Here is a 20,183-nt window from a genome sequence, read left to right as displayed (position 1 = left end):
TCCGCGGGTGTTTCGGCCGCTTTAGCTGTAACAGGCGAATATCTCCGCGGATGAGAACTGGAAAACGCTCAACATCACCTGCCGGGGCAGCACGATCACTTATTATATCAACGGGCAGCAGATCGGTTCATGTACGCTCAACGGGCCGGCTTCCCCGAAATACATGTCGCTTTCCATGCAGAACTTTGACCGTTCCGATGTGTCCATCTGGGACGATTGCTGCCTGTACGACGGCGCCTATAAAGAAGCCTGATCGGGCGGATGGCCAGAACCTGGCGTGCAGCCGTATATGGACAAAAACAGATCCTGACGAAATGATCCTGTCGTATGCGGGACAGACGTTTTGCAATTATCTGAATAATCGAAAACAACAGGCCGCGCGCTATGCAGCGCGCGGCCTGGAGGCGTGTCTGTGATTGTCAGTGCGAGCCGGCGCACGGATATTCCGGCTTTCTACAGCGCTTGGATGATGCAGCGGCTGTATGCAGGATATGCCCTTGTGCGCAGCACTTACAGCGCGCATCGTGTTTTCCATGTGCCGCTTACGCCTGATGTGGTCGATTGTATCGTATTCTGGACGAAAAATCCGATCCCGATGGAGGCGTCGTTCCCGCAGATCGGCGCGATGGGCTTCCCGTTTTATGTACAGTATACACTGACGCCATACGGCCCGGAGCTGGAACAAAACCTCCCGCCGAAGCAGGCGCTTGTGGAGGCGTTTTTACGGTTGTCCGATACGCTTGGCGCGGCGCGTGTTGTCTGGCGGTACGATCCCGTTGTCGTGGACCCGGCGCATCCCGTTTCATGGCATATCGAGGCGTTCGGGCGCATGTGCGAGCGGATAGCGGGTTTTACAGAGCGGTGTGTGTTCAGCTTTGTCGACATCTATAAACGGCGCGGCGGCATTGTCAAACCTGTATTAAAATCTGATCAGCAGGCGCTTGCACATGGATTTGCCGAACTTGCGCAGGCGCGCGGCATCGCGCTGTATACCTGCGCCGAGCAGGGCGATTTCAGCGCATATGGTATTTTGCCGGGCGCGTGCATCGATCGCGCGCTTATTGAACGGGCGACGGGCTGTCCGATCGGCGCGCGCGCCGACCAAAACCAGCGGCCAGCCTGCCGGTGCCTTGAGAGCGTTGATGTCGGGGCATATGATTCCTGTCAAAACGGATGTGTATATTGTTATGCGACAATGCCCGGTGCGGCTGTGAAAAACGCCGCCCTGCACGATCCGCTTTCGCCGCTGCTCATCGGCCGTCCGTTGCAGTCGGACGAAATACGAAAACGGTCCTTGCAGCCACAGCGCATGGACCAGCTTTCACTCTTTGAGGATCAATAGACACAGTGGGGGAGGAACATTTGTGCAGAGTGCATTTGAGACATGGTTGGCTGGTGAATATGAATGGATGCGAAGCTACAAGGCAAAGGTGCTTGCACGCAGCCTGCGCATGATTGTGCCGCTTACGGTGATCGGCTCGGCCGGATTGCTCGCGGGGCTGGCGGCCATCGGTGGAGGCGGCGCCGAAGATGCGCTTTACGGCGCGCTTGGGGGCGTGTTTGCAGCGGCTGTGGTGCTGCTGATCTATTTTGCGATCCTGCTGCCGGGATTAAGCCCGGCGCGCTTTGTGCGTAAGGCTCAAAAAGCCGTCGGCACGCTGATTTCCGACGACGCGGAGCGCGAGGTCTTTGCGCGGGAGATGATCGCCGCCGCTGGCGACCCATCCCGGTCGTTTGGCTTTGAAATGGTCGGGCCTGGGTCCAATCATACGCCGGCCTGGTTTGCGCGTACGCAGCATTACGCCTGTATGCGGGGCGGAAGCCCGGCGTATATCGTGGTCCGGCTGGCGGATGTGTGGGAAATCCGTCCGGATGAGGAAAAGCGCACCGCGACGACGCGCTCGGGAAATACGCGCAGGATCCATTACTATACGCTGTATACCATCGGCTTTTTCCAAACGCCTAAAGCCAAGCTGCCGGAGCAGGCGATGGGCTTTTTTGATATGGAGATACGCGACCGCGCGCTCGCGATGCTGGAGCGGCGCTAGGAAAACAGGAGGCTTTGGGGCCTCCTGTTTTTTGTATACCGGTCACAAAAAAATAGTGCTTGCCGGGCTTGAAAAAGTGTGATATACTGCTTTCAATGGAATTATTTTTAAAAACAAGTCCATTGCGGAAAGGAGGAGCGCAGATGGGAACGGGCGCGATGATCGTCGCGGATGGGACAACCTCTCAGGGGGAACTGACCAGGCCGCTTGAAAAGCTGGGTTCGGTTTCCGTGGCGCAGCGTATGGTTGACACCTTCCGCCATGCGGGCGTCGACCGTATTGTGCTTGTTTCACAGCAGGAAAACAGACAGGCGCTTGAAAAAAATACCGCGCGCATGGGCGCGATCTGTCTAAGCCCGCCCGACGGCGGACCAGAGCAGATGTTCTCGCTTGTGCGGACGGGGCTTTCATATCTTGCAGATAAATGTGAGCGTATCTTCATCGCGCCGGTCGATGTGCCGCTGTTCACCGTAAAGACGGTGCGCGCGTTGATGGCGTCGGATGGACAGGTCGTCAACCCGCTTTATGAAGGGCGTCCGGGCCATCCGCTGCTGCTTGCATCCAGGCTGGCGCCGCGCATTCTGGCCTATGAGGGCGGCGGTGGGCTGCGCGGGGCGCTGCGGCGGTTAGCGGACAGACGCGTTTTTTTGCCAGTGGACGACAGCGGCGTACTGTTTAATTTAGCGCGTGAAGCAGACGTTGCGCAGCAGCTTGAACGTCATAACCGCGCGCGGCTGTATCCAGATATCAAGGTGCGTCTGATGCGCGAGCAGGCATTTTTCGGGCCGGGTGTGGCGCAGCTTTTGACACTGATCGATGAAACAGGTTCCGTAAGGCTGGCGTGCGGCCGGATGGGCGTTTCCTACAGCAAGGGCTGGAAGATGCTGTCCGTGCTGGAGGAGGAGACGGCGCGGGTGATGGTCGCGCGGCAGCAGGGCGGCAAAAATGGCGGCGCAGCGCAGCTGACGCCGGATGGCCGCGCGCTGCTGGAAAAATTCAGGCTGCTGGAGAGCCGCAGCCGGGCATTGGTCCAAGAGGTATTCGAGGAATTGTTTGCGGCACAGGAATCATAAAAAGCAAACAGGAGGGAACGGATGATGAAAAAAGCAGTATTGGCAGGCTTTATGGCGCTGGTCACAGCGGCTGCGCTCGGCGGGTGCGGGATGAAGCAGGCGTCCGGCACTTCTTCGCAGGCGCCCGCGGCGGCCTCATCGACAGCGTCCTCCTCACAGGCCCAAACGGACAAGGAGCCTGTGACGATCCTTGTCGCAGCGGCGGCCAGCCTGGAATATTCCTATACGGAACAGCTGATCCCGATGTTCCAGGATCAGTACCCATGGATCACGGTTGAGGGAACATATGACAGCTCCGGCAAGCTCCAGACCCAGATTGAGGAGGGGCTTGAGGCCGATGTGTTTATGTCCGCGGCTATGAAGCAGATGAACGCGCTCAACGACGAGGGGCTGATGGCTTCCGATTCGATCGTCGAGCTTTTGGAAAACAAGATTGTCCTGATCGAACCGGCCGGCTCTGAGAAGTTCTCCGCGTTTGAGGACATCGCAAGCGCTGACATGGTCGCGATCGGCGATCCTGAGAGCGTCCCCGCCGGCCAGTATGCAAAAGAGGCGCTGACAAACCTGGAGCTGTGGGATGCTGTTTCGGCGAAAATGAGCCTTGGCACAAACGTGACCGAGGTGCTTAACTGGATTGCCGAGGGCAGCGCGGACGCCGGCGTCGTCTATGCGACGGACGCTGCAACCACCGACAAGGTGCGTGTTGTGGCCCAAGCGCCCGACGGCAGCCTGGCCGAAAAGGTCATCTATCCGGTCGGCGTCGCCGCCAATTCGGCGCATCCCGAGGAGGCGAAGCTGTTTGCCGATTTTCTTGCGTCCGACGAGGCGCTCGCTGTCTTTGAGGAATACGGCTTCTCGCCGAACGTATAAGGATATGAAACAAAAGGGGGCGGCCATATGGACGTATCACCGATTCTCATTTCGATGAAAACTGCCGCCGTGTCAATCCTGGCGACGTTTTTTCTTGGGGTATTCTGCGCGCGGCTCGTTGTCGGGTTGCGCAGCGCCCGGCTCCGCATGGTGCTCGACGGCGTTTTGACGCTGCCGCTTGTGTTGCCCCCGACGGTGGCCGGCTTTTTTCTGTTGTATATCTTCGGCGTCAAACGGCCGGTCGGCCAGTTCTTTCTTGATTATTTCGGGGTGAAAATCGCTTTTTCATGGAGCGCGACCGTGATCGCGGCTGTTGTAATCTCTTTTCCTCTGATGTACCGGTCGGCGCGCGGCGCGTTTGAACAGGTGGACCGCAATATGGTCGACGCGGCGCGCACGCTTGGAATGCCGGAGGGCCGCATTTTCTGGCGTGTTGTCATGCCGATGGCGCTGCCGGGCGTCGCGTCGGGCGGCGTGCTGTCGTTTGCACGCGGGCTGGGGGAATTTGGCGCCACTGCCATGATCGCTGGAAACATCGCCGGAAAAACACGCACATTGCCGCTGGCCGTCTATTCAGCGGTGGCCGCGGGGGACATGGAATCGGCATATGGTTATGTGGCGATTATCGTGGCGATATCGTTCGCTGTCGTCGTGGCGATGAACTATTTTACCATGCGGGAAAATCGTCACGGAAGGAAGGAGAAGCCATGATTGAAGCCGCCATACAAAAACGGTTCCGCGGCTTTTCGCTGGAAACCGGGTTCACAACACATGGCGGCTGCCTTGGAATTTTGGGGGCGTCGGGATGCGGCAAGAGCATGACGCTGCGGTGTATTGCGGGAATTGAGCGCCCGGACGCGGGACGCGTTGTGGTCAACGGCCGTGTGCTGTACGATTCGTCCGTGCGGTTGAACCTTCCCCCGCAGAAACGGCGCGTGGGCTACCTGTTCCAAAATTATGCGCTGTTTCCACACATGACCGTGACCGAAAATATTGTCTGCGGTATGCATGGCGAAAAGAAGGGCCGGGAGCAGGCGGTTGAGGAGCTTCTCGCACGCTTTCACCTGAAAGGACTTGGCGGGCGGTATCCGGGCCAACTTTCCGGCGGGCAGCAACAGCGTGCGGCGCTTGCGCGTATGCTGGCAAGCGAACCGGACGTGCTCTTGTTTGACGAACCGTTTTCCGCGCTGGATGCGCACCTGAGGGAACAAATGCAGATGCAGGTTCTCGAGCTTTTGGAAAGCTATGGAAAGGACGCCGTGCTGGTCACACACAGCCGCGACGAGGCGTACCGCCTGTGCGGCGAGCTGATTGTGATGGACGCCGGCCGCCCAATCGCGCATGGCGGCACAAAGGAGCTGTTCCGTGCGCCAGGGCTTGTGCAGGTGGCGCGCCTGACCGGATGCAAAAATATTTCGCGTGCAAAAAAAGAAGGCGCGCACCGCGTGGAGGCGCTTGACTGGAGAATTTCGCTCGATACGGCCGATCCGGTTCCGGATGATGTAAGCCATGTCGGCGTGCGCGCGCATTCGTTTTTCCCTCCTTCTGACGCGTATGCGCCAAACCTGATTGCAATTGAAAATTGCGGCGCGTCGGAGGGACCGTTTGAATGGAACGTGCTCTTTCGCGCAGCTGGTGCGGCGTCTGAAAAAATCTGGTGGAAGATCGGGAAACACGCATACGCAGGCGTGCCGGATCATCTGGCGGTTTTACCGGAGGATGTGCTGGTACTGCGGGAAGGCTAAAAAAAGAACGCGCGGGCGATTGCCCGCGCGTTCTTTATCATTCCCTTTCATAAAGGGGAATTTACTTCATGGAGTTCTCGTACGCCTCGATCATCTTCTTGACCATCTGGCCGCCGACAGAACCGGCTTCACGAGAGGTCAGATCGCCGTTGTAGCCCTGCTTGAGGTTAACGCCGACTTCACGGGCGGCTTCCATTTTGAACTTATCAAGAGCCTCGCGGGCCTGCGGGACAACAGGATTATTGGAACTGGTCATGTTAGATACACTCCTTAATTTTCTTTTCAAATCGAAATTTGTTGTTTGCGTTTGCAGTAATAGTATGGTTTTGCTCTACAGGATTATGATTGTTAATTCCTGCGCGCATAACCAAAATCAACCGTTGCCCGAAGCGATCCGCCAAACGGACAATCCGGAAAGTGGGCTGCGCCGCCCCATCAGGCAAAAGATGGCCGCGGCGGCAAGCAGGTCGAACGGTTCTATATGTTGCGAAAATAAAACAGGTAATTCGAATGGGTCTGTTTCTGTGCCGTCAAAAGCCGTAATTTGCCGCTGCAAAGCAATCATTGCGCTGTCCGCTGTCAGAGAGGATAATGTGAGCGTATCAACTCCAGACAGCCCACAGGTGATTGCAGGCAGACGCCTGCGCGCCAAATGCTCCCGTACAGCGGCGTCGGCGCTGTCGACGACGGCTACCTGTTTTTCACAATCGATTCCTGTGGGCAAGCCGGCGCCGCGCCGTGCGATGAGCGCCGCGTTTTCACAGGAGATACGCAGCGGCGTGCGCGCTGAAAGAAAAATCAAGTCTGGCCCGTCTCCACAAAAAGACGCCTGCGCGGCGTCCGTGCACAGCATTGAAAGCGCGCCTGCGCTGCGCAGCAATTCGCGCAGGCGCCGGTTTTCACCGCCCGCGGCAATAACAATCATTTTGACACCCGCCTCAAACATTTTTAATAGGGAATGTTTTGCATACACAGGCTGTTATTGAAAATGAAACAATTTTTTGAATCGGCCCAATGAAGCGTTATCATTGCGGCTGATTCACGCGATGAATGATTCTGGTTTGTATGTTTTTGCAAAAGGGCGAACAAACCTGCTTCTTTATTCTTTCCCATAAAGAGGGATTAAACCGCAACGATCTTTGATTTTACACAGCTTATGAAAACAGCGGGCTTTCCTTGCAAGGAAAGCCCGCTGTTTTAAAAACTGGAATGCTCAGGCCTGCTCAACCATCTGCGTCAGCGTCAGCTTGGACTGAAGCCCAACAAGGCGGTTGACCTCCTCGCCATCCTTGAACAAAATGATGGTGGGGATGCTGACGACGCCATATTTGGCGGCGAGATCCGGTTCGTCGTCGATATTGACTTTGCCGACAACCGCTTTGCCGGACAGTTCATCGGCCAAACCGTCAATCACAGGGCCGAGCATTTTGCATGGGCCGCACCATGGCGCCCAGAAATCAACAAGGATTGGACCGCTGCCCGAAAGAACCTCTGATTGAAATGTATCGTTTGAAAAATGTTTGACAGACATATCATTGCCTCCTTATGTTATATATCTGATGATTATCTTTATTATACACTAAAAAAGTGTACGATCAAGTCCTTTCTGCAAATTTTTACCCTCAAAGCCGTAAAGCCGATACATTATGAAATATGTCATTAGTTTGGCCGGGATGCAAAGGGTGTATCCGTGCCGTTGCAGCAAAAAATAAAATCATAAAAGCACGATATATTGAAACGGCAGCGCCGCCGGACAAACCAGGCGAATCGAAAAAGTACAGGAGGCATCAGAAAAAAATATGGAATATTTGGCGAAAATATGCGGGAAAGCTATTGACTTTTACTGTTTTAGCGGTATAATATAATTCGTGACAAAACAGAACCCCAAAAAAGATTGCCCGATTGTGTAATGGTAGCACGACAGACTCTGACTCTGTTTGTCTGGGTTCGAATCCTAGTCGGGCAGCCACTTCGAGGTGTGGCTCAGTTTGGTAGAGCGCTGCGTTCGGGACGCAGAGGCCGCAGGTTCAAGTCCTGTCACCTCGACCACCAGGCAAGGGCCTGGAGCCATTTCGCGCTCCGGGCTTTTTCTTATATCCAAAGCAAATGCCTGCGTCCGGAGTGGTTCTAAACTGGGCAGGCTTGCTAAGTTGGAAATTACATTTCAGCCTTGTTCATAGGGTTGAAATGTGATTTTTTTTGTGGATTTTGAAAAAATACACCAGCGCGCATACTTTCAGAGAAGACGAGGATAAGCCCCGGCATCTCAAATAGTTTGAAAGCGTGGCTGAAGCCGCAAACAGAAATTCTTTTGTTTGCGGCTTTTTTCCAATGGTCCCACCCTGCAATGGATATCTGAGGCTATAAAAGATGTGGAATCAATTTCGCCAGGCGATGGGCCAATTGGGCATGACCCTGGCGGGTGAGATGCATATAGTCTATCTGATTGAATTCGCAGCCTGCCGCATCCAGAAAGTGAACCCCCAGCAATTTAGCTGAGGCGGCATAGAGGGAGGAGAGCTGCCGGGACTTTTGGACGCAGCCGCGGCCCATGGTGAATCCTACGCTGGAATCTTCCATTCGGTCGTTGATGGGGGGAGGCGCCACCACCAGGATGTTGGGTTTTTTGCAGGATTCCCAGCAATCCACTGTCATAGCTTTGCGAACCAGCCGCTGCATCCCCAGATCGATGCAGGCTGCACTCGCGCCGAAACGCTCCTTGGTGTCGTTGGTTCCCAGCATAATGATGAGCAATGCCACTGGTTCGTGGCTTTTGAGGCAGGGATAGAGATAATCCAAGGCGGACAATCCCTCATAGAGGGGATCTGAAAAGACAGTGGTGCGCCCGGAGAGGCCCTCCTCAACCACCAGGACGTCAGCTCCAAGCGCCTTCTGGAGCAGTTGGGTCCAACGCTCATCCTCATTGAAGCGCAGGAGATCGCTGTCCGCACAGTCAGTGGGATCTGCACAGTAGCCATGGGTATTTGAGTCACCCAGGCAGATGATATGAGGCTTCATTGGCTCCACATCCTTTTCATAATGTGTATCCAATATAGCACAGTAAAGGGGTGGGAACAAGATAAAAAAGAGATTTTTATCAAAATAAACCTTGAAAAATATTTTTTTCAGTGGTATGCTTATGATAGGTAAAAAGTTACAAAAAATGATTGTCGCGAGGTGTCTGTAATGGGAGTAATGGATAACAAGACATTTTTTGAGCAGGTAAGAGGGAAATTGATCGTATCCTGTCAGGCGCTGCCCGAGGAACCACTCCACAGCTCCTTCATCATGGGACGCATGGCGCTGGCGGCTGCCTGGGGTGGCGCGGCCGGTATCCGTGCCAATACGGTGGAGGATATCAAAGAGATCCGGAGGAATGTGGATCTGCCTATTATCGGCATTATCAAAAAGGTTTACGATGATCACCCCGACGTATATATTACTCCCACCATGACGGAGGTGGACGCCTTGGCAGCGTGCGGGGTGGAAGTGATCGCCCTGGACGCCACCAAACGGACCCGTCCGGGCAGCCGTGCTTTGGCGGACTTTTTCCGTGAGGTGCGGGAGAGGTATCCCGACCAGCTTTTCATGGCCGACTGTTCAAGCGTAGAGGAGGGGATGGCTGCGGCCGGCATGGGCTTTGATCTGATCGGGACGACAATGGCTGGTTACACTCCCTATACCGCTGGCCGCCGTCTGCCGCCTTTCGATATGATCAAAACGCTGGTTCATGAGTGCGGCAAGCCCGTTGTTGCCGAAGGTAATATCATCACGCCTGAGCACCTGCGCCATGCCATGGATATCGGTGTACTTACAGTGGTGGTCGGCTCCGCAATCACCCGGCCCATGGAAATTACCAAGCGGTTCGTGGCCGCCCTGGAGCCATGAGCGGGCGGCGCATAGCCGTCCTGGATATTGGCGGCACAAAAATAAAAGGATGCGTTTTTGTAGATGGAAAGCCCGGACAGAAGGGGGAAACCGATTCTGAGGCAAAGCAGGGAGCTTTACATCTGCTGGAACAGGCGTCTGCACTTCTGGAAAGCTTTCTGCCTTTCGACGCTGTCGGTATCAGCACTGCGGGGCAGGTGGATCCCAACAATGGAACCATCCGCTACGCAAACGACAACGTCCCCGGATATACAGGAACGGATGTGAAGGGATTTTTTGAGGGCCGTTTCGATGTACCCGCGGCGGTGATCAATGATGTGTATGCCGCCGCTTTGGGGGAGGGACGCAATGGAGCGGCCCAGGGAGAACGGGATTATCTCTGCCTTACCTATGGTACCGGTATTGGCGGCGGGGTGGTTCTGAACGGAAAACTTTATTACGGCGCGGGCGCATCCGCCGGGGTTATGCTGGGCGGTATCGTCCTTCATCCGGAGCTGTTCGATCCGGCCGATCCATTTGCCGGGACCTATGAGCGGTGCGCTTCCACCACCGCCCTGCGCGCTGCTATGGAGCAGGTGGTCCCTGGCCTCACAGGCCGGGGTATCTTTCAAAGATTGGAGGAACCTGTCGTAAAGGCGGCGGTGGATGCTTGGCTGGACCAGGTGGCCGCGGGGCTTTGCGCGCTGATCCATGCCTACAATGTGCCGTGCGTGGTGCTGGGCGGCGGCGTCATGGAACAGCCTTACGCCATCGAAGGGACGGCCCGGCGGGTTTATGAGCGTCTCATTCCGGGATTCCGGGGGGTAAAGGTCGTTGGAGCGAAGCTCGGCAATATGGCAGGGCTTTACGGGGCCTACAGCTTGGCTGAACGTCTTTAACAAAACAGGAGGAAAGGGGGGTGGCGCCGTGATTGCCAGCAGCGAGTCGGGAGATTTTCTGGCAAGAATACGCTCCATCTACAACCAATTTACCCGTGTGGAAAAAAAGGTGGCCGATTACATCATAGAGCATCCATGTGAGGTCGTCTTTATGTCCATCACCGAACTTTCCGACGCCTGCGGCGTGGGAGAAACCAGCGTGTTCCGCTTCTGCCGCACGATGGGGATGGGCGGCTACCAGGAGTTTAAGATGCGGTTCAGCCTGAGCATGCAGACCGATGTGGGGAAAGAGGACGTTCTTACAGGCGCCATTACTCCGCGGGATGATCTGAATGCATTGGTGCAAAAGGTGCTTCAGACCGAACAGCGCGCTCTCAGTGAAACGGCGGCCCTTCTGGATGTAAGAGAGCTGGACCGGGCTGTCGATTATCTCAGCCAGGCGCGGCGTATTATCTTTTTTGGCGTGGGCGCCTCCTTTACCGCCGCTTTAAAGACCTCCCATAAATTTTTGCGCATTGAACCGAAGGTGAACTGTGTAAACGACGCTCATACCCAGGCAATGCTGGCCGCCACCATGTCTGCGGAGGATGTAGCGGTGGTGTTTTCATACTCCGGTTCCACCAAAGATACCAATGCGGTGGCCGAGCTGGCCAAAAGAAGTGGAGCGAAAGTTATAGCTATCACCCGTTTCCAAAAATCGCCCTTGACAGAGTTCACCGATGTAATCCTGTTGTGCGGTGCAAATGAGGGCCCGTTACAAAGCGGTTCAACCAGCGCCGATATCAGCCAGGCTTTCTTGGTGGATCTGCTGTATACCGAATATTATCGACGCAATATGAGCCGCTGCGGGCCGAACAACGAGAAAACAGCCGCTTCCGTACTCGATAAGCTTTACTGAAATCTGGCCGTCTCCATGTGGAAAAGAGACGCTTGCAACAAATTTTAGGAAGAAATTTTTTCAGTTCTCACAAAATAAAAAAAATTTTCCAAACATGTATTGACAAAATTGGGAAACGATTATACAATTTAACCAGTTAATCCAGAAAGCATACTCTTAGATTTATAAAAATTGAGGAGGAACCGTCATATGAAGATGAAAAAAGTCCTGGCATTTGGGTTAAGTGCCGCTATGGTGTTTTCGTTGGCTGCTTGTTCCGGCGGCGGGAATGGAGAACCGCAGGCCACTGCGTCCCAGCCTGCGGGAACACAATCCTCTCAAGCCCAGCCGCCGGCTCAAGGCGATACCGCGGGCGCAGCTCAGGAAATCACTCTTTGGACCTATCCTATTGGTAACTGGGGCAAGGAGGACGCCGTCAAGGCGCTTACCGATGCGTTCAAGGCCGACACCGGGATCTCGGTCCAGGTGGAGTATCTGGCGTATGCCGACGGCGATGACAAGGTCAATTCCGCCATCACCGCAAACGATGCGCCCGACCTCATCATGGAAGGCCCCGAACGCCTTGTTGCCAACTGGGGAGCCAGCGGGTACATGGTGGACCTGTCCGATATGCTGACCGATCAGGATCGCGCGGAAATTCAGCAGTCCGTTCTGACCGCCTGCACCGCTCCCGATGGCGCTGTGTATGAATATCCGCTGGTTATGACCGCCCACTGCATGGCTGTCAACCTGGACGCGTTCAAAGCGGCCGGAGCCGACCAGTATCTGGATCTGGAGACGCACACCTGGACCACTGAGGACTTTATCAACGCGGTCCAGGCTTTATATGCCCACTACGGTGAGACGGTAGGGGCCGTCTACTGTGCCGGTCAGGGCGGCGACCAGGGTACGCGCGCACTTGTCAACAACCTTTACGGCGGTACGTTCACCAATGCCGAGCACACCCAGTACACCTGGGACGATCCTTTGAATATCAAGGCCCTTGAACAGCTTAAGGGCATGGAAGGCATCGCTTTCGACGCTTCCTTGGCGGGCGGCGACGAGATCACCAAGTTCTATCAGGGCGTGCTGAAGATGGCTTTCTGCTGGAATATCGCGCAGCAGCTCGATCCCAACACAGCCGGCACCGGCGCTGAGAAGACGATCACCGGTGAGCAGATCGCCTTTATGGGCTTCCCCTCCGAGAGCGGCGAACCTGCCCTTCAGGGCGGTATCTGGGGCTTTGGCATTTTCGATAACGGCGATCCCGCCCGCGTCGAGGCCGCCAAGACCTTCATCAACTACATGGCCAATTCCGAGCATACTGTGGATGCTGTGAAGACTGCAAACTACTTCCCTGTCCGTTCCGCTGCCGGCGGCGCCGATCTGTCCACGATCTGGGCCGACAACGAGATCATGGATGAGTATCAGGTTCTGATGCCTTACCTGGGAGACTATTATCAGGTCACCAGCGGATGGGCGCAGGCGCGCACCTCCTGGTGGAACATGCTCCAAAAGGTTGGAGAGGGCGCTGACATTGCCTCCACAGTCGCCAGCTATGCAGCAGAGGCGAATGCAGCCGCAAAATGATCACCCCGTAAAACACTGACGTGTGAGGGGGAATTTGTGTGCCCCTTTCCCGTGCACAGCGGGGAAGGGGCGCCTCCATATTCAGAGAATTCAATGATAAGAGAGGGGTGCTCAGGTTTGGCAAAACAAAACCAGCCCGCTATGGGACGGGCGTTGCAGCGGCGGGAGAATATCAATGGCTACCTGTTTATGCTGCCCAGCCTCGTTTTCTTTGTGGGCTTTGTTATCATCCCCATGTTTATCTGCATCTTTAATAGTCTCACCGACGCCAATATGCGTGACAGCGCAGTCCACTTCATCGGTCTGAACAACTTTGTAAACCTTTGGCAGGATAAAACCTTCCTTGAGGCGCTGAAAAATACCTTCATCATTGTTGTAGTCAGCGTCCCGACTGTATGCGCTTTCTCCCTGTGGGTGGCTTCGGCCATTTATAAGCTTAAGGGTCCTGTGCTCTCCACTTTCCGGTGTATCTTCTATCTGCCTGTTGTCACTGGTTCGGTAGCTGTTACGGTGGTCTGGAAATGGATGTACGACAACTACACCGGTATATTCAACGCTGTCCTCAAGGGCGCAGGGCTGATTGATAAAAATATCAACTTTTTGGGTGATTCCCGCTTTGCGTTGTGGTGTATCATCCTCATCCTGTTCACCACCTCTGTAGGTCAGCCGATCGTCCTCTATGTTTCCGCCCTGGGCAATGTGGATCAATCCCTGGTGGAAGCGTCCCGGGTGGACGGAGCCACCGGCTTGCAGGTGTTCTGGCGGATCAAGTGGCCGCAGATGATGCCAACCACCCTGTATATACTCGTTATCACCACAATTAACTCCTTCCAGTGCTTTGCGCTTATCCAATTGCTGACACAGGGCGGCTCCGGCACGAACACGGTCATGTATTACATTTATTATACCGCGTTTAAGCTGACTGAACAGTCCGGTCACTTTGGATATGCCAACGCCATGGGGGTCATGCTGGCCGTATTTATCGCCATACTGTCTGCTGTACAGTTCCGACTGGCGAAAGAAAAGTAGGAGGTGGAGAGAATGAAGACTATCAGCGGACAAAATAAGGCTTATAAGGTCCTTTCTATTGTCATTTTAGTGGTTCTGGCGATCTTGTTCCTTTTTCCTCTCTACTGGATCGTCACCGGCGCGTTCAAGCCGGCCACCGATATTTACGCAACCAAGCCCGTTTGGACGCCTTCGGAATGGGTGAGCACCAACTTTGAAAACCTGTTCAACAGGCGTTCTGCGCCTCTCTTTGAGATATTTGGGCTACAGGGTCCCACCGTGCCGGCGGCTTTCAGATGGCTCATCAACACCGTGTTTATGGCGGTGGTGGCCATGATCCTTACATGTATTACCGCAGCTATGGCCGGTTATGCTTTGGCTAAAAAACGGTTTCGCGGCAGAGCCATCCTCTTTGGTCTGATTGTCTGCGCCATGGCTTTGCCAAAGCAGGTCATTCTGATTCCGCTGCTGCGTGAGATGTCAGATTTGCACCTGTATGATACTCTGTGGGCCGTTATCTTTCCTACAGTGGGCTGGCCCTTCGGCGTGTTTTTGATGAAGCAGTTTTCTGAGAGTATCCCCGGCGAGATTCTGGAGGCGGCCCGTGTGGACGGTTCCAGCGAGCTGCGCACCTTTGCCACGATTGTCGTTCCCATGATAAAACCAGGTATCGGCGCATTGGCTATTTTTACTTTTATCAATTCCTGGAATGATTATTTTATGCAGCTCATCATGTTGAGCAGCGGCAGCAATTTTACTATTTCATTAGGCATTGCCACGCTCCAGGCTGAAACCACGATAGATATGGGAATGCTTATGGCTGGCGCAGCCTTGGCCGCAATTCCGATTATCGTTGTCTTTCTGGTGTTTCAAAAATATTTTACCCAAGGGATCACCATGGGCGCCGTCAAAGGTTGAATCTAACGCGGCGCGGCTGCTTGGCGCAGCCGCTTTGCCGCCATAAGGAGCGAAATGCAATGTCAAAAATTGAAAAATTCCAAGGGGTTATCCCTGCCTTTTACGCCTGTTACGACGATGCGGGAAATATCTCTCCCGAGCGGGTCCGGGCGCTGGCCCGTCATCTGCTTGAAAAGAACGTCAAGGGCCTTTACGTAGGCGGTTCCTCCGGGGAATGCATTTATCAAAGCGTTTGCGAGCGAAAGGCTGTGCTGGAGAACGTTATGGCCGAGGTGGGCGGCAAGCTTACAATCATTGCCCATGTGGCCTGCAACAACACCGCTGATTCCCAGGAGCTGGCCAAACATGCCGAAAGCCTGGGCGTGGACGCGATCGCGGCCATTCCGCCGATCTACTTCCACCTGCCCCCTTATGGCATCGCGCAGTATTGGAACGATATTTCCAATGCAGCCCCAAACACCGATTTCATCATTTATAATATCCCGCAGTTGGCAGGCGTGGCCCTGACATCTTCGCTGTTGGCTGAAATGCAGAAAAATCCCCGCGTAATCGGTGTGAAAAATTCCTCGGTGTCCACCCAGGACATCCAGATGTGGAAGGATCAGGGCGGAGAAGATTTCGTAGTCATGAATGGTCCGGATGAACAGTTTATTTCCGGCCTGGCCATGGGTGCTGCCGGCGGTATTGGCGGTACCTATGCCGTTATGCCGGAGCTGTTCATCAAGGCGCGGGAGCTTTTCTGTGCTGGGGATCCTGTCGGGGCTTTCGCGATACAAAACGATATCTGCCGTATTATCTATAAAATGTGCGCGGCCCACGGCAACCTGTATGCCGTGATGAAGGCTATCCTGAGAAAGCACGGCGTAGAATGTGGGGATGTCCGCAAACCACTGCCTTCCATGAACCAAGAGGATACCGCTATCGTTGAGGCTGCGAACGCTATGATTGAAGCCGCAATTTCCAAGTATTGCTAAACGTTTTTGTAGTTGGCCATCTGCATAAGTCCCTGTACATCTCAAAACAGGCTGCACGTCTCTACTCCTACTTTATAGGGATGTGAAAGCCATAAAAAAGGAGGAAGCAAATCCCGCCGGGCCGGCGGTGCGGCAGTGTGGAGACCTGTCGTAATGTCCACGCAGGTTCGCTCTGTGCGGACAAGGGACGCTTGCGGAGGCAGGCGGTCTCACGGCTTGTATACATGGCAACTGTGACTCTTAAAAATGTAAAGAAAATTTATGACAGCAAGGTGACCGCCGTCCACGATTTTAATCTGGAAATCGCGGATAAGGAGTTTATTGTACTGGTCGGGCCGTCCGGTTGTGGAAAATCCACCACCTTGCGCATGATTGCCGGATTGGAGGAGATCAGCGAGGGGGACCTCATGATTGGCGACAAGCGAATGAATGATGTTGAACCAAAAGATCGCGATATCGCCATGGTTTTCCAGAATTATGCCCTTTATCCGCATATGACTGTATACGAAAATATGGCTTTTTCCCTCCAGCTTCGTAAGACTCCCAAGGATGAGATTGACAGCAAGGTGCGGGAGGCCGCCGAAATCCTTGATATCACCAGCTATTTGGAGCGCAAACCCAAAGCTCTTTCCGGCGGACAGCGCCAGCGCGTTGCCATCGGCCGCGCCATTGTGCGAAATCCGCAGGTGTTTTTAATGGATGAACCGCTGTCAAACCTAGACGCCAAGCTGCGCAATCAGATGCGCGCTGAGATTATCAAGCTGCGCCAGCGTATCGATACCACCTTCATTTATGTTACTCACGATCAAACCGAAGCCATGACCCTGGGCGACCGTATTGTCATTATGAAGGATGGATTTATCCAACAGATTGGCACGCCGCAGGAGGTCTTTGAACATCCTATCAACATTTTTGTGGCCGGCTTCATTGGGTCTCCTCAGATGAACCTCTTTGACGCAAAGCTTATTAAGACTGAAAGCGGCTATCAGGTCGAAGTTCAGGGGGCAGTCATGCCCTTGTCCAAGAAAATACAGGGCGCCTTGGCGGCTAAAAATGTATCATCCCAACCTGTCAAGCTTGGGATTCGTCCCGAGCATATCCGCTTGGAGGAAACGGCCGGTGCGCACGCAATTTCCTCCAAGGTTGACGTATCTGAAATGATGGGCAGCGAGATCCATCTTCATGTGGACGCCAACGGCAAAGATGTTGTACTGCGTATCCCAACTACGGATTTAGCAGAGGAGTATCGCGGCGGTATAAGCTATGGAACAGAGATTTTGTTTACCTTCCGTGATGATCTGATCCATCTGTTTGATCCGGACAGTGGCTCCAACCTGTTGTAAGGGGGAATGCGTTAGGCATTGAATGGCGCTTACAGAAGAAGATCATTGGGCAGTACAAATCCTTACAACAGCCGCCTGTCCGGCGCTGGGGCGGATTAAGGCGCATTTTAATCAAACGGCCATCCGCGCCAGGGACGGCGCAGATGGCCAATTTTTTATAGATTGCGGAGCGCAATCTATAAAAAATAGTAAATATTCAGTGGCCATAAAATACTTTTTCCAGCCGGGAAAGCCCATAAATTCAGCATTCCTACCGTGTGCAACACAGTCCTGCAAAGGGTAAAATGGTGCCAGAATGGTGCTCACGCAAACAAACAGGGTTATGAACAGCAGCATAAAGTAATGAAACAAAATGAGGTGTTTGACATTTTTATGCGCTAATATTAGAATGAAGAAAGCTAGTAGAGTGTCTGTGCGCCTTAAGCGGATAAAGCGCAGTACGACAAATCGAAATTTGAGAGAGGAAAAGCTAATGGCAAAAGAAAAGGGTTCATTTAAAGAGTTTCTATCGGCAGTTGCGCCAGAACACCAAGCGTTTGTCGAGGAACTAAATAACAAACTTATTGAACAGGGCTGCGACCTTGTAATCAAGGAAGCAAAAAGCGGTTATGCGGCTTCATACCAGCTAGAGAAGAAAACAATAATGAATTGGGTATTTCGCAAGTCAGGTATTTTGGCACGTATTTACGGTGACAATGCTGGCAAGTATGAGGATATAATCGCTTCTCTGCCTGTTGATATGCAAGAAAAAATGACAGCTTCTCGTGACTGCAAGAGACTGATTGACCCTAATGCTTGTAGCGATACCTGTGTGAAAGGTTTTGTTTATGCCTTGAATGGCGATACACATAAAAAATGCCGTAATGACGGAATGTTCTTTCTGTTGACAAATGACACAGCAGAGCATATAGCCCGGCTGGTCTGTGCAGAGGTTGCGGTGCGTAAGTCGGCTTCATAGCGACAGAAACGTTAAGCCTGATACTTTTCAGTTTATCGGTCTGATTTAAGTACGCCTTATTGGAAAAAGGCGTACTGCTCATTTTGCTTGTTGGGATAACCAATCCCAAGCCCCTTTGAACGCCCTTTTTGGGGGCGGCTATACTCCTTACGGAGTTACAACAAATAGCAGTCTAGCCCTAGTCTTTCCACCGGCATTTAGACCACCTGGTATGGAGTGTATATCCCTCGTGCGATACCTAAATGTAGGCAGACGATGCTTCTACCCATACTCTCAAAAACACGCTTCTAATGTGTGACAGTGTACCGGATTTACCAACTGGAGAAGAATGCGTTGTGGTACCCAAATGGTGCCCAACCTTACAAAAACACGTTATCAGGAGCCTTGACACGATATTGTGGGATTTTGAGAAAACGCCCATTTCATACGGGTTTGCGGGGCTTTTTTATGAGAAGTCCCGGCACCTTTTGCTAGGTTATTCCGGTATCAGGCAATAAAAAATAGTTGCGAAGCAACTATTTTTTGAGCATCTGCCCGCTCTGCGGGCAGGCGCATTTTAATCAAATGGCCCCGCGCCGGGGACGGCGCGGATGGCCAATTTTTTATAGATTGCGCTCCGCAATCTATAAAAAATAAGAAAGGCGAAAGGCCGAATCAGCATGGTTTTTAAGCTGCTGATTCGGCCTTTCTTATTATGCTGTTTCCTATAATCAATCAGACTCAGATTGCAAAGCGGATCATAACAGGCAAATCCATATTGGTCGGATGAACATAGGCGGTTTCGGTTGCGACCATGTTGTCATCGATGTTGTAGATCTTTTCACCCAGCACAAAAGCATCTGGCCTGGGTCTAATTGCGAAGCCTCGTTCGCCGCCGAATTGCAGCGCATACGGGCCATCATGGTGCAGTAATCGACAGGCTTTTTCATATACTGGCGGCTGAATTGTATCAGTCTGGCGCACGGCTTATTTTCCTTTATGCTTCTCTCCATCCAAACTGTGGCAACTGTTAAGTCGTCATAAGTTAAGCAGACGGTGCAAGTGAAGTGGTATTACATTTTAAGGACAGAATGAACTATTTTTACAATACAACATGGGTAAAAATTATGCATATTAACGATAAAGGGCCTTCAAGTTTCTGTATTTCCCATAATTGACTCTGTATATCGACAAGCATATAATAAATTTATAAACTGGTTATGACAACATGACATCATAATATGTATGGTTTGATGGAGAGTGATGAAGAATGGCGACAGGATACAATCCGCCTAAATATTTCGCAGTTAAGAACTCCATTTTAAAGCTACTCGATTCAGGCGAGCTGGAGACGAACGCCCCTCTGCCAAGTGAACGGGAGCTGATGCTTGAGCATGCTGTCAGCCGGATTACGATCCGCAAGGCGATCGAGGAGCTTGAACAGGAGGGATATGTTTATAAAATACAAGGTAAAGGGACTTTCGTCAAAGGCGATCAGAAGCGGCAGAATCTGATTTCAATCACAAGCTGCACTGAGGATGTCAAACGGCAGGGAATGACGGCGACTCGAAAGGTGCTGTTTAACCATGTTATCGATGCAGATAGAAAGCGTCAGAGCCGTTTGCAGCTGATCGAAGGGGACAAGGTCTTTCATATGGCGCGTATCTATTATGCCGATGGAGAGCCGATCAACCACACGACGGTCTATTTGCCGTATAAACTCTTTGCCGGCATCGAAGCGTATGATTTTTCACAGTGCTCCCTCTATGGTGTGCTCGAGGAGGATTACGGCGTAAAGATCACACGGGCGGAACGGACGTTGGAGGCGGTGCTTGCCTATGAGGATATCTGCCGGTATTTAAACGTCAACGCTGGTGTTCCGCTGATCCTGTTTAATTGTGTGACATATGGAGAAATCAAGGGCCGGGAATATCCGATTGAAAATTTTAAATGTTACTATCGAAGCGACCGGTTCAAGTTTTATATCGATCAGGTACGGAAGGACCAATTTGAAAAGTAGACGTTTTGCGCATA

Annotated in this window: 21 protein-coding genes and 2 tRNA genes; 18 read left to right on the top strand and 5 right to left on the bottom strand. The window is 53.0% G+C overall.

What is annotated here, in order from left to right:
* Window positions 1-412: 412 nt before the first annotated feature.
* From FMM72_RS01435 to FMM72_RS01410, 6 genes are all read left to right on the top strand, one after another.
* Window positions 413-1,342 (top strand): DUF1848 family protein, encoded by a 930-nt coding sequence (locus FMM72_RS01435; RefSeq protein WP_162220366.1) that lies wholly within the window; start codon window positions 413-415, stop codon window positions 1,340-1,342.
* 22 nt (window positions 1,343-1,364) lie between these two features.
* Window positions 1,365-2,048 carry a hypothetical protein gene (locus FMM72_RS01430; RefSeq protein WP_162220365.1) on the top strand — a complete coding sequence of 228 codons (684 nt, stop codon included), beginning with the start codon at window positions 1,365-1,367 and terminating at the stop codon, window positions 2,046-2,048.
* Window positions 2,049-2,191: 143 nt separating this feature from the next.
* Window positions 2,192-3,121 carry an NTP transferase domain-containing protein gene (locus FMM72_RS01425; RefSeq protein WP_162220364.1) on the top strand — a complete coding sequence of 310 codons (930 nt, stop codon included), beginning with the start codon at window positions 2,192-2,194 and terminating at the stop codon, window positions 3,119-3,121.
* A gap of 21 nt (window positions 3,122-3,142) precedes the next feature.
* Window positions 3,143-3,991 (top strand): molybdate ABC transporter substrate-binding protein, encoded by an 849-nt coding sequence (gene modA, locus FMM72_RS01420; protein WP_347561214.1) that lies wholly within the window; start codon window positions 3,143-3,145, stop codon window positions 3,989-3,991.
* A gap of 27 nt (window positions 3,992-4,018) precedes the next feature.
* Window positions 4,019-4,702, top strand: coding sequence for a molybdate ABC transporter permease subunit (gene modB, locus FMM72_RS01415; protein ID WP_162220363.1), 684 nt, complete (start codon window positions 4,019-4,021; stop codon window positions 4,700-4,702).
* Window positions 4,699-5,736 carry a sulfate/molybdate ABC transporter ATP-binding protein gene (locus FMM72_RS01410; RefSeq protein ID WP_162220362.1) on the top strand — a complete coding sequence of 346 codons (1,038 nt, stop codon included), beginning with the start codon at window positions 4,699-4,701 and terminating at the stop codon, window positions 5,734-5,736. The genes modB and FMM72_RS01410 overlap by 4 nt, the downstream gene beginning before the upstream one ends.
* A gap of 61 nt (window positions 5,737-5,797) precedes the next feature.
* On the opposite strand, the gene FMM72_RS01405 is transcribed toward FMM72_RS01410, so the two are convergent.
* The 3 genes from FMM72_RS01405 to trxA all read right to left on the bottom strand — a co-directional run bounded on the left by FMM72_RS01405 (window position 5,798) and on the right by trxA (window position 7,267).
* Entirely contained in the window at window positions 5,798-5,992 is a 195-nt protein-coding gene (locus tag FMM72_RS01405) for an alpha/beta-type small acid-soluble spore protein (protein ID WP_006876508.1), read from the bottom strand.
* A 117-nt stretch (window positions 5,993-6,109) separates the two neighbouring features.
* Entirely contained in the window at window positions 6,110-6,661 is a 552-nt protein-coding gene (locus FMM72_RS01400) for a hypothetical protein (RefSeq protein WP_160209174.1), read from the bottom strand.
* 288 nt (window positions 6,662-6,949) lie between these two features.
* Window positions 6,950-7,267 (bottom strand): thioredoxin, encoded by a 318-nt coding sequence (gene trxA, locus FMM72_RS01395; RefSeq protein WP_160209173.1) that lies wholly within the window; start codon window positions 7,265-7,267, stop codon window positions 6,950-6,952.
* A gap of 364 nt (window positions 7,268-7,631) precedes the next feature.
* On the opposite strand from trxA, the gene FMM72_RS01390 reads away from it, so the two are divergent.
* Window positions 7,632-7,705 (top strand) — tRNA-Gln (locus FMM72_RS01390).
* A gap of 3 nt (window positions 7,706-7,708) precedes the next feature.
* Window positions 7,709-7,785, top strand: a tRNA-Pro gene (locus FMM72_RS01385).
* A 312-nt stretch (window positions 7,786-8,097) separates the two neighbouring features.
* Here FMM72_RS01385 and FMM72_RS01380 read toward each other — a convergent pair.
* Window positions 8,098-8,754: a GDSL-type esterase/lipase family protein gene (locus FMM72_RS01380; RefSeq protein WP_162220361.1), complete on the bottom strand. Its 657-nt coding sequence runs from the start codon at window positions 8,752-8,754 to the stop codon at window positions 8,098-8,100.
* A gap of 168 nt (window positions 8,755-8,922) precedes the next feature.
* On the opposite strand from FMM72_RS01380, the gene FMM72_RS01375 reads away from it, so the two are divergent.
* The 9 genes from FMM72_RS01375 (at window position 8,923) to FMM72_RS01335 (ending at window position 18,170) form a co-directional block, all read left to right on the top strand.
* Window positions 8,923-9,624, top strand: a complete 702-nt coding sequence (locus FMM72_RS01375; RefSeq protein WP_367117004.1) for an N-acetylmannosamine-6-phosphate 2-epimerase — start codon at window positions 8,923-8,925, stop codon at window positions 9,622-9,624.
* Complete coding sequence (locus tag FMM72_RS01370; protein WP_162220360.1) at window positions 9,621-10,502, top strand: ROK family protein; 882 nt, start codon at window positions 9,621-9,623, stop codon at window positions 10,500-10,502. The genes FMM72_RS01375 and FMM72_RS01370 overlap by 4 nt, the downstream gene beginning before the upstream one ends.
* A 28-nt stretch (window positions 10,503-10,530) precedes the next feature.
* Window positions 10,531-11,400 carry a MurR/RpiR family transcriptional regulator gene (locus FMM72_RS01365; RefSeq protein WP_160209170.1) on the top strand — a complete coding sequence of 290 codons (870 nt, stop codon included), beginning with the start codon at window positions 10,531-10,533 and terminating at the stop codon, window positions 11,398-11,400.
* A 189-nt stretch (window positions 11,401-11,589) separates the two neighbouring features.
* Window positions 11,590-12,969, top strand: a complete 1,380-nt coding sequence (locus FMM72_RS01360) for an ABC transporter substrate-binding protein (RefSeq protein WP_162220359.1) — start codon at window positions 11,590-11,592, stop codon at window positions 12,967-12,969.
* A 141-nt stretch (window positions 12,970-13,110) separates the two neighbouring features.
* Complete coding sequence (locus tag FMM72_RS01355; RefSeq protein WP_160209186.1) at window positions 13,111-13,998, top strand: carbohydrate ABC transporter permease; 888 nt, start codon at window positions 13,111-13,113, stop codon at window positions 13,996-13,998.
* A gap of 12 nt (window positions 13,999-14,010) precedes the next feature.
* Window positions 14,011-14,895, top strand: a complete 885-nt coding sequence (locus FMM72_RS01350) for a carbohydrate ABC transporter permease (protein ID WP_162220358.1) — start codon at window positions 14,011-14,013, stop codon at window positions 14,893-14,895.
* A 59-nt stretch (window positions 14,896-14,954) separates the two neighbouring features.
* The gene (locus FMM72_RS01345) at window positions 14,955-15,869 is read left to right on the top strand and encodes a dihydrodipicolinate synthase family protein (RefSeq protein WP_160209167.1); all 915 of its coding nucleotides are present in this window, start codon (window positions 14,955-14,957) and stop codon (window positions 15,867-15,869) included.
* A 224-nt stretch (window positions 15,870-16,093) separates the two neighbouring features.
* Window positions 16,094-17,212: an ABC transporter ATP-binding protein gene (locus FMM72_RS01340; RefSeq protein ID WP_162220357.1), complete on the top strand. Its 1,119-nt coding sequence runs from the start codon at window positions 16,094-16,096 to the stop codon at window positions 17,210-17,212.
* Window positions 17,213-17,684: 472 nt separating this feature from the next.
* Window positions 17,685-18,170 (top strand): hypothetical protein, encoded by a 486-nt coding sequence (locus tag FMM72_RS01335; RefSeq protein WP_162220356.1) that lies wholly within the window; start codon window positions 17,685-17,687, stop codon window positions 18,168-18,170.
* A gap of 720 nt (window positions 18,171-18,890) precedes the next feature.
* On the opposite strand, the gene FMM72_RS01330 is transcribed toward FMM72_RS01335, so the two are convergent.
* Window positions 18,891-19,133, bottom strand: coding sequence for a hypothetical protein (locus FMM72_RS01330; protein ID WP_162220355.1), 243 nt, complete (start codon window positions 19,131-19,133; stop codon window positions 18,891-18,893).
* Between the two features lie 286 nt (window positions 19,134-19,419).
* Here FMM72_RS01330 and FMM72_RS01325 point away from each other — a divergent pair, with 286 nt between their 5' ends.
* The gene (locus FMM72_RS01325; protein ID WP_160209164.1) at window positions 19,420-20,169 is read left to right on the top strand and encodes a GntR family transcriptional regulator; all 750 of its coding nucleotides are present in this window, start codon (window positions 19,420-19,422) and stop codon (window positions 20,167-20,169) included.
* The last annotated feature ends 14 nt before the right edge of the window (window positions 20,170-20,183 follow it).

The organism is Anaerotruncus colihominis (assembly GCF_010206195.1).
In the GTDB taxonomy this organism is placed as follows: Bacteria; Bacillota; Clostridia; order Oscillospirales; family Ruminococcaceae; genus Anaerotruncus; species Anaerotruncus colihominis_A.
Note: the sequence above shows the minus strand (reverse complement) of the source record. Positions and strands in the feature narration are given on the sequence as shown.

Excerpts from the sequence above, each read along its gene's own strand:
- FMM72_RS01400 (WP_160209174.1), bottom strand. The coding sequence starts at position 6,661 with ATGATTGTTATTGCCGCGGGCGGTGAAAACCGGCGCCTGCGCGAATTG.
- FMM72_RS01325 (WP_160209164.1), top strand. The coding sequence starts at position 19,420 with ATGGCGACAGGATACAATCCGCCTAAATATTTCGCAGTTAAGAACTCC.
- modB (WP_162220363.1), top strand. The coding sequence starts at position 4,019 with ATGGACGTATCACCGATTCTCATTTCGATGAAAACTGCCGCCGTGTCA.
- FMM72_RS01360 (WP_162220359.1), top strand. The coding sequence starts at position 11,590 with ATGAAGATGAAAAAAGTCCTGGCATTTGGGTTAAGTGCCGCTATGGTG.
- FMM72_RS01345 (WP_160209167.1), top strand. The coding sequence starts at position 14,955 with ATGTCAAAAATTGAAAAATTCCAAGGGGTTATCCCTGCCTTTTACGCC.
- FMM72_RS01410 (WP_162220362.1), top strand. The coding sequence starts at position 4,699 with ATGATTGAAGCCGCCATACAAAAACGGTTCCGCGGCTTTTCGCTGGAA.
- FMM72_RS01370 (WP_162220360.1), top strand. The coding sequence starts at position 9,621 with ATGAGCGGGCGGCGCATAGCCGTCCTGGATATTGGCGGCACAAAAATA.
- FMM72_RS01335 (WP_162220356.1), top strand. The coding sequence starts at position 17,685 with ATGGCAAAAGAAAAGGGTTCATTTAAAGAGTTTCTATCGGCAGTTGCG.
- FMM72_RS01380 (WP_162220361.1), bottom strand. The coding sequence starts at position 8,754 with ATGAAGCCTCATATCATCTGCCTGGGTGACTCAAATACCCATGGCTAC.
- modA (WP_347561214.1), top strand. The coding sequence starts at position 3,143 with ATGATGAAAAAAGCAGTATTGGCAGGCTTTATGGCGCTGGTCACAGCG.
- FMM72_RS01355 (WP_160209186.1), top strand. The coding sequence starts at position 13,111 with ATGGGACGGGCGTTGCAGCGGCGGGAGAATATCAATGGCTACCTGTTT.
- FMM72_RS01405 (WP_006876508.1), bottom strand. The coding sequence starts at position 5,992 with ATGACCAGTTCCAATAATCCTGTTGTCCCGCAGGCCCGCGAGGCTCTT.
- FMM72_RS01350 (WP_162220358.1), top strand. The coding sequence starts at position 14,011 with ATGAAGACTATCAGCGGACAAAATAAGGCTTATAAGGTCCTTTCTATT.
- FMM72_RS01425 (WP_162220364.1), top strand. The coding sequence starts at position 2,192 with ATGGGAACGGGCGCGATGATCGTCGCGGATGGGACAACCTCTCAGGGG.
- trxA (WP_160209173.1), bottom strand. The coding sequence starts at position 7,267 with ATGTCTGTCAAACATTTTTCAAACGATACATTTCAATCAGAGGTTCTT.
- FMM72_RS01375 (WP_367117004.1), top strand. The coding sequence starts at position 8,923 with ATGGGAGTAATGGATAACAAGACATTTTTTGAGCAGGTAAGAGGGAAA.
- FMM72_RS01340 (WP_162220357.1), top strand. The coding sequence starts at position 16,094 with ATGGCAACTGTGACTCTTAAAAATGTAAAGAAAATTTATGACAGCAAG.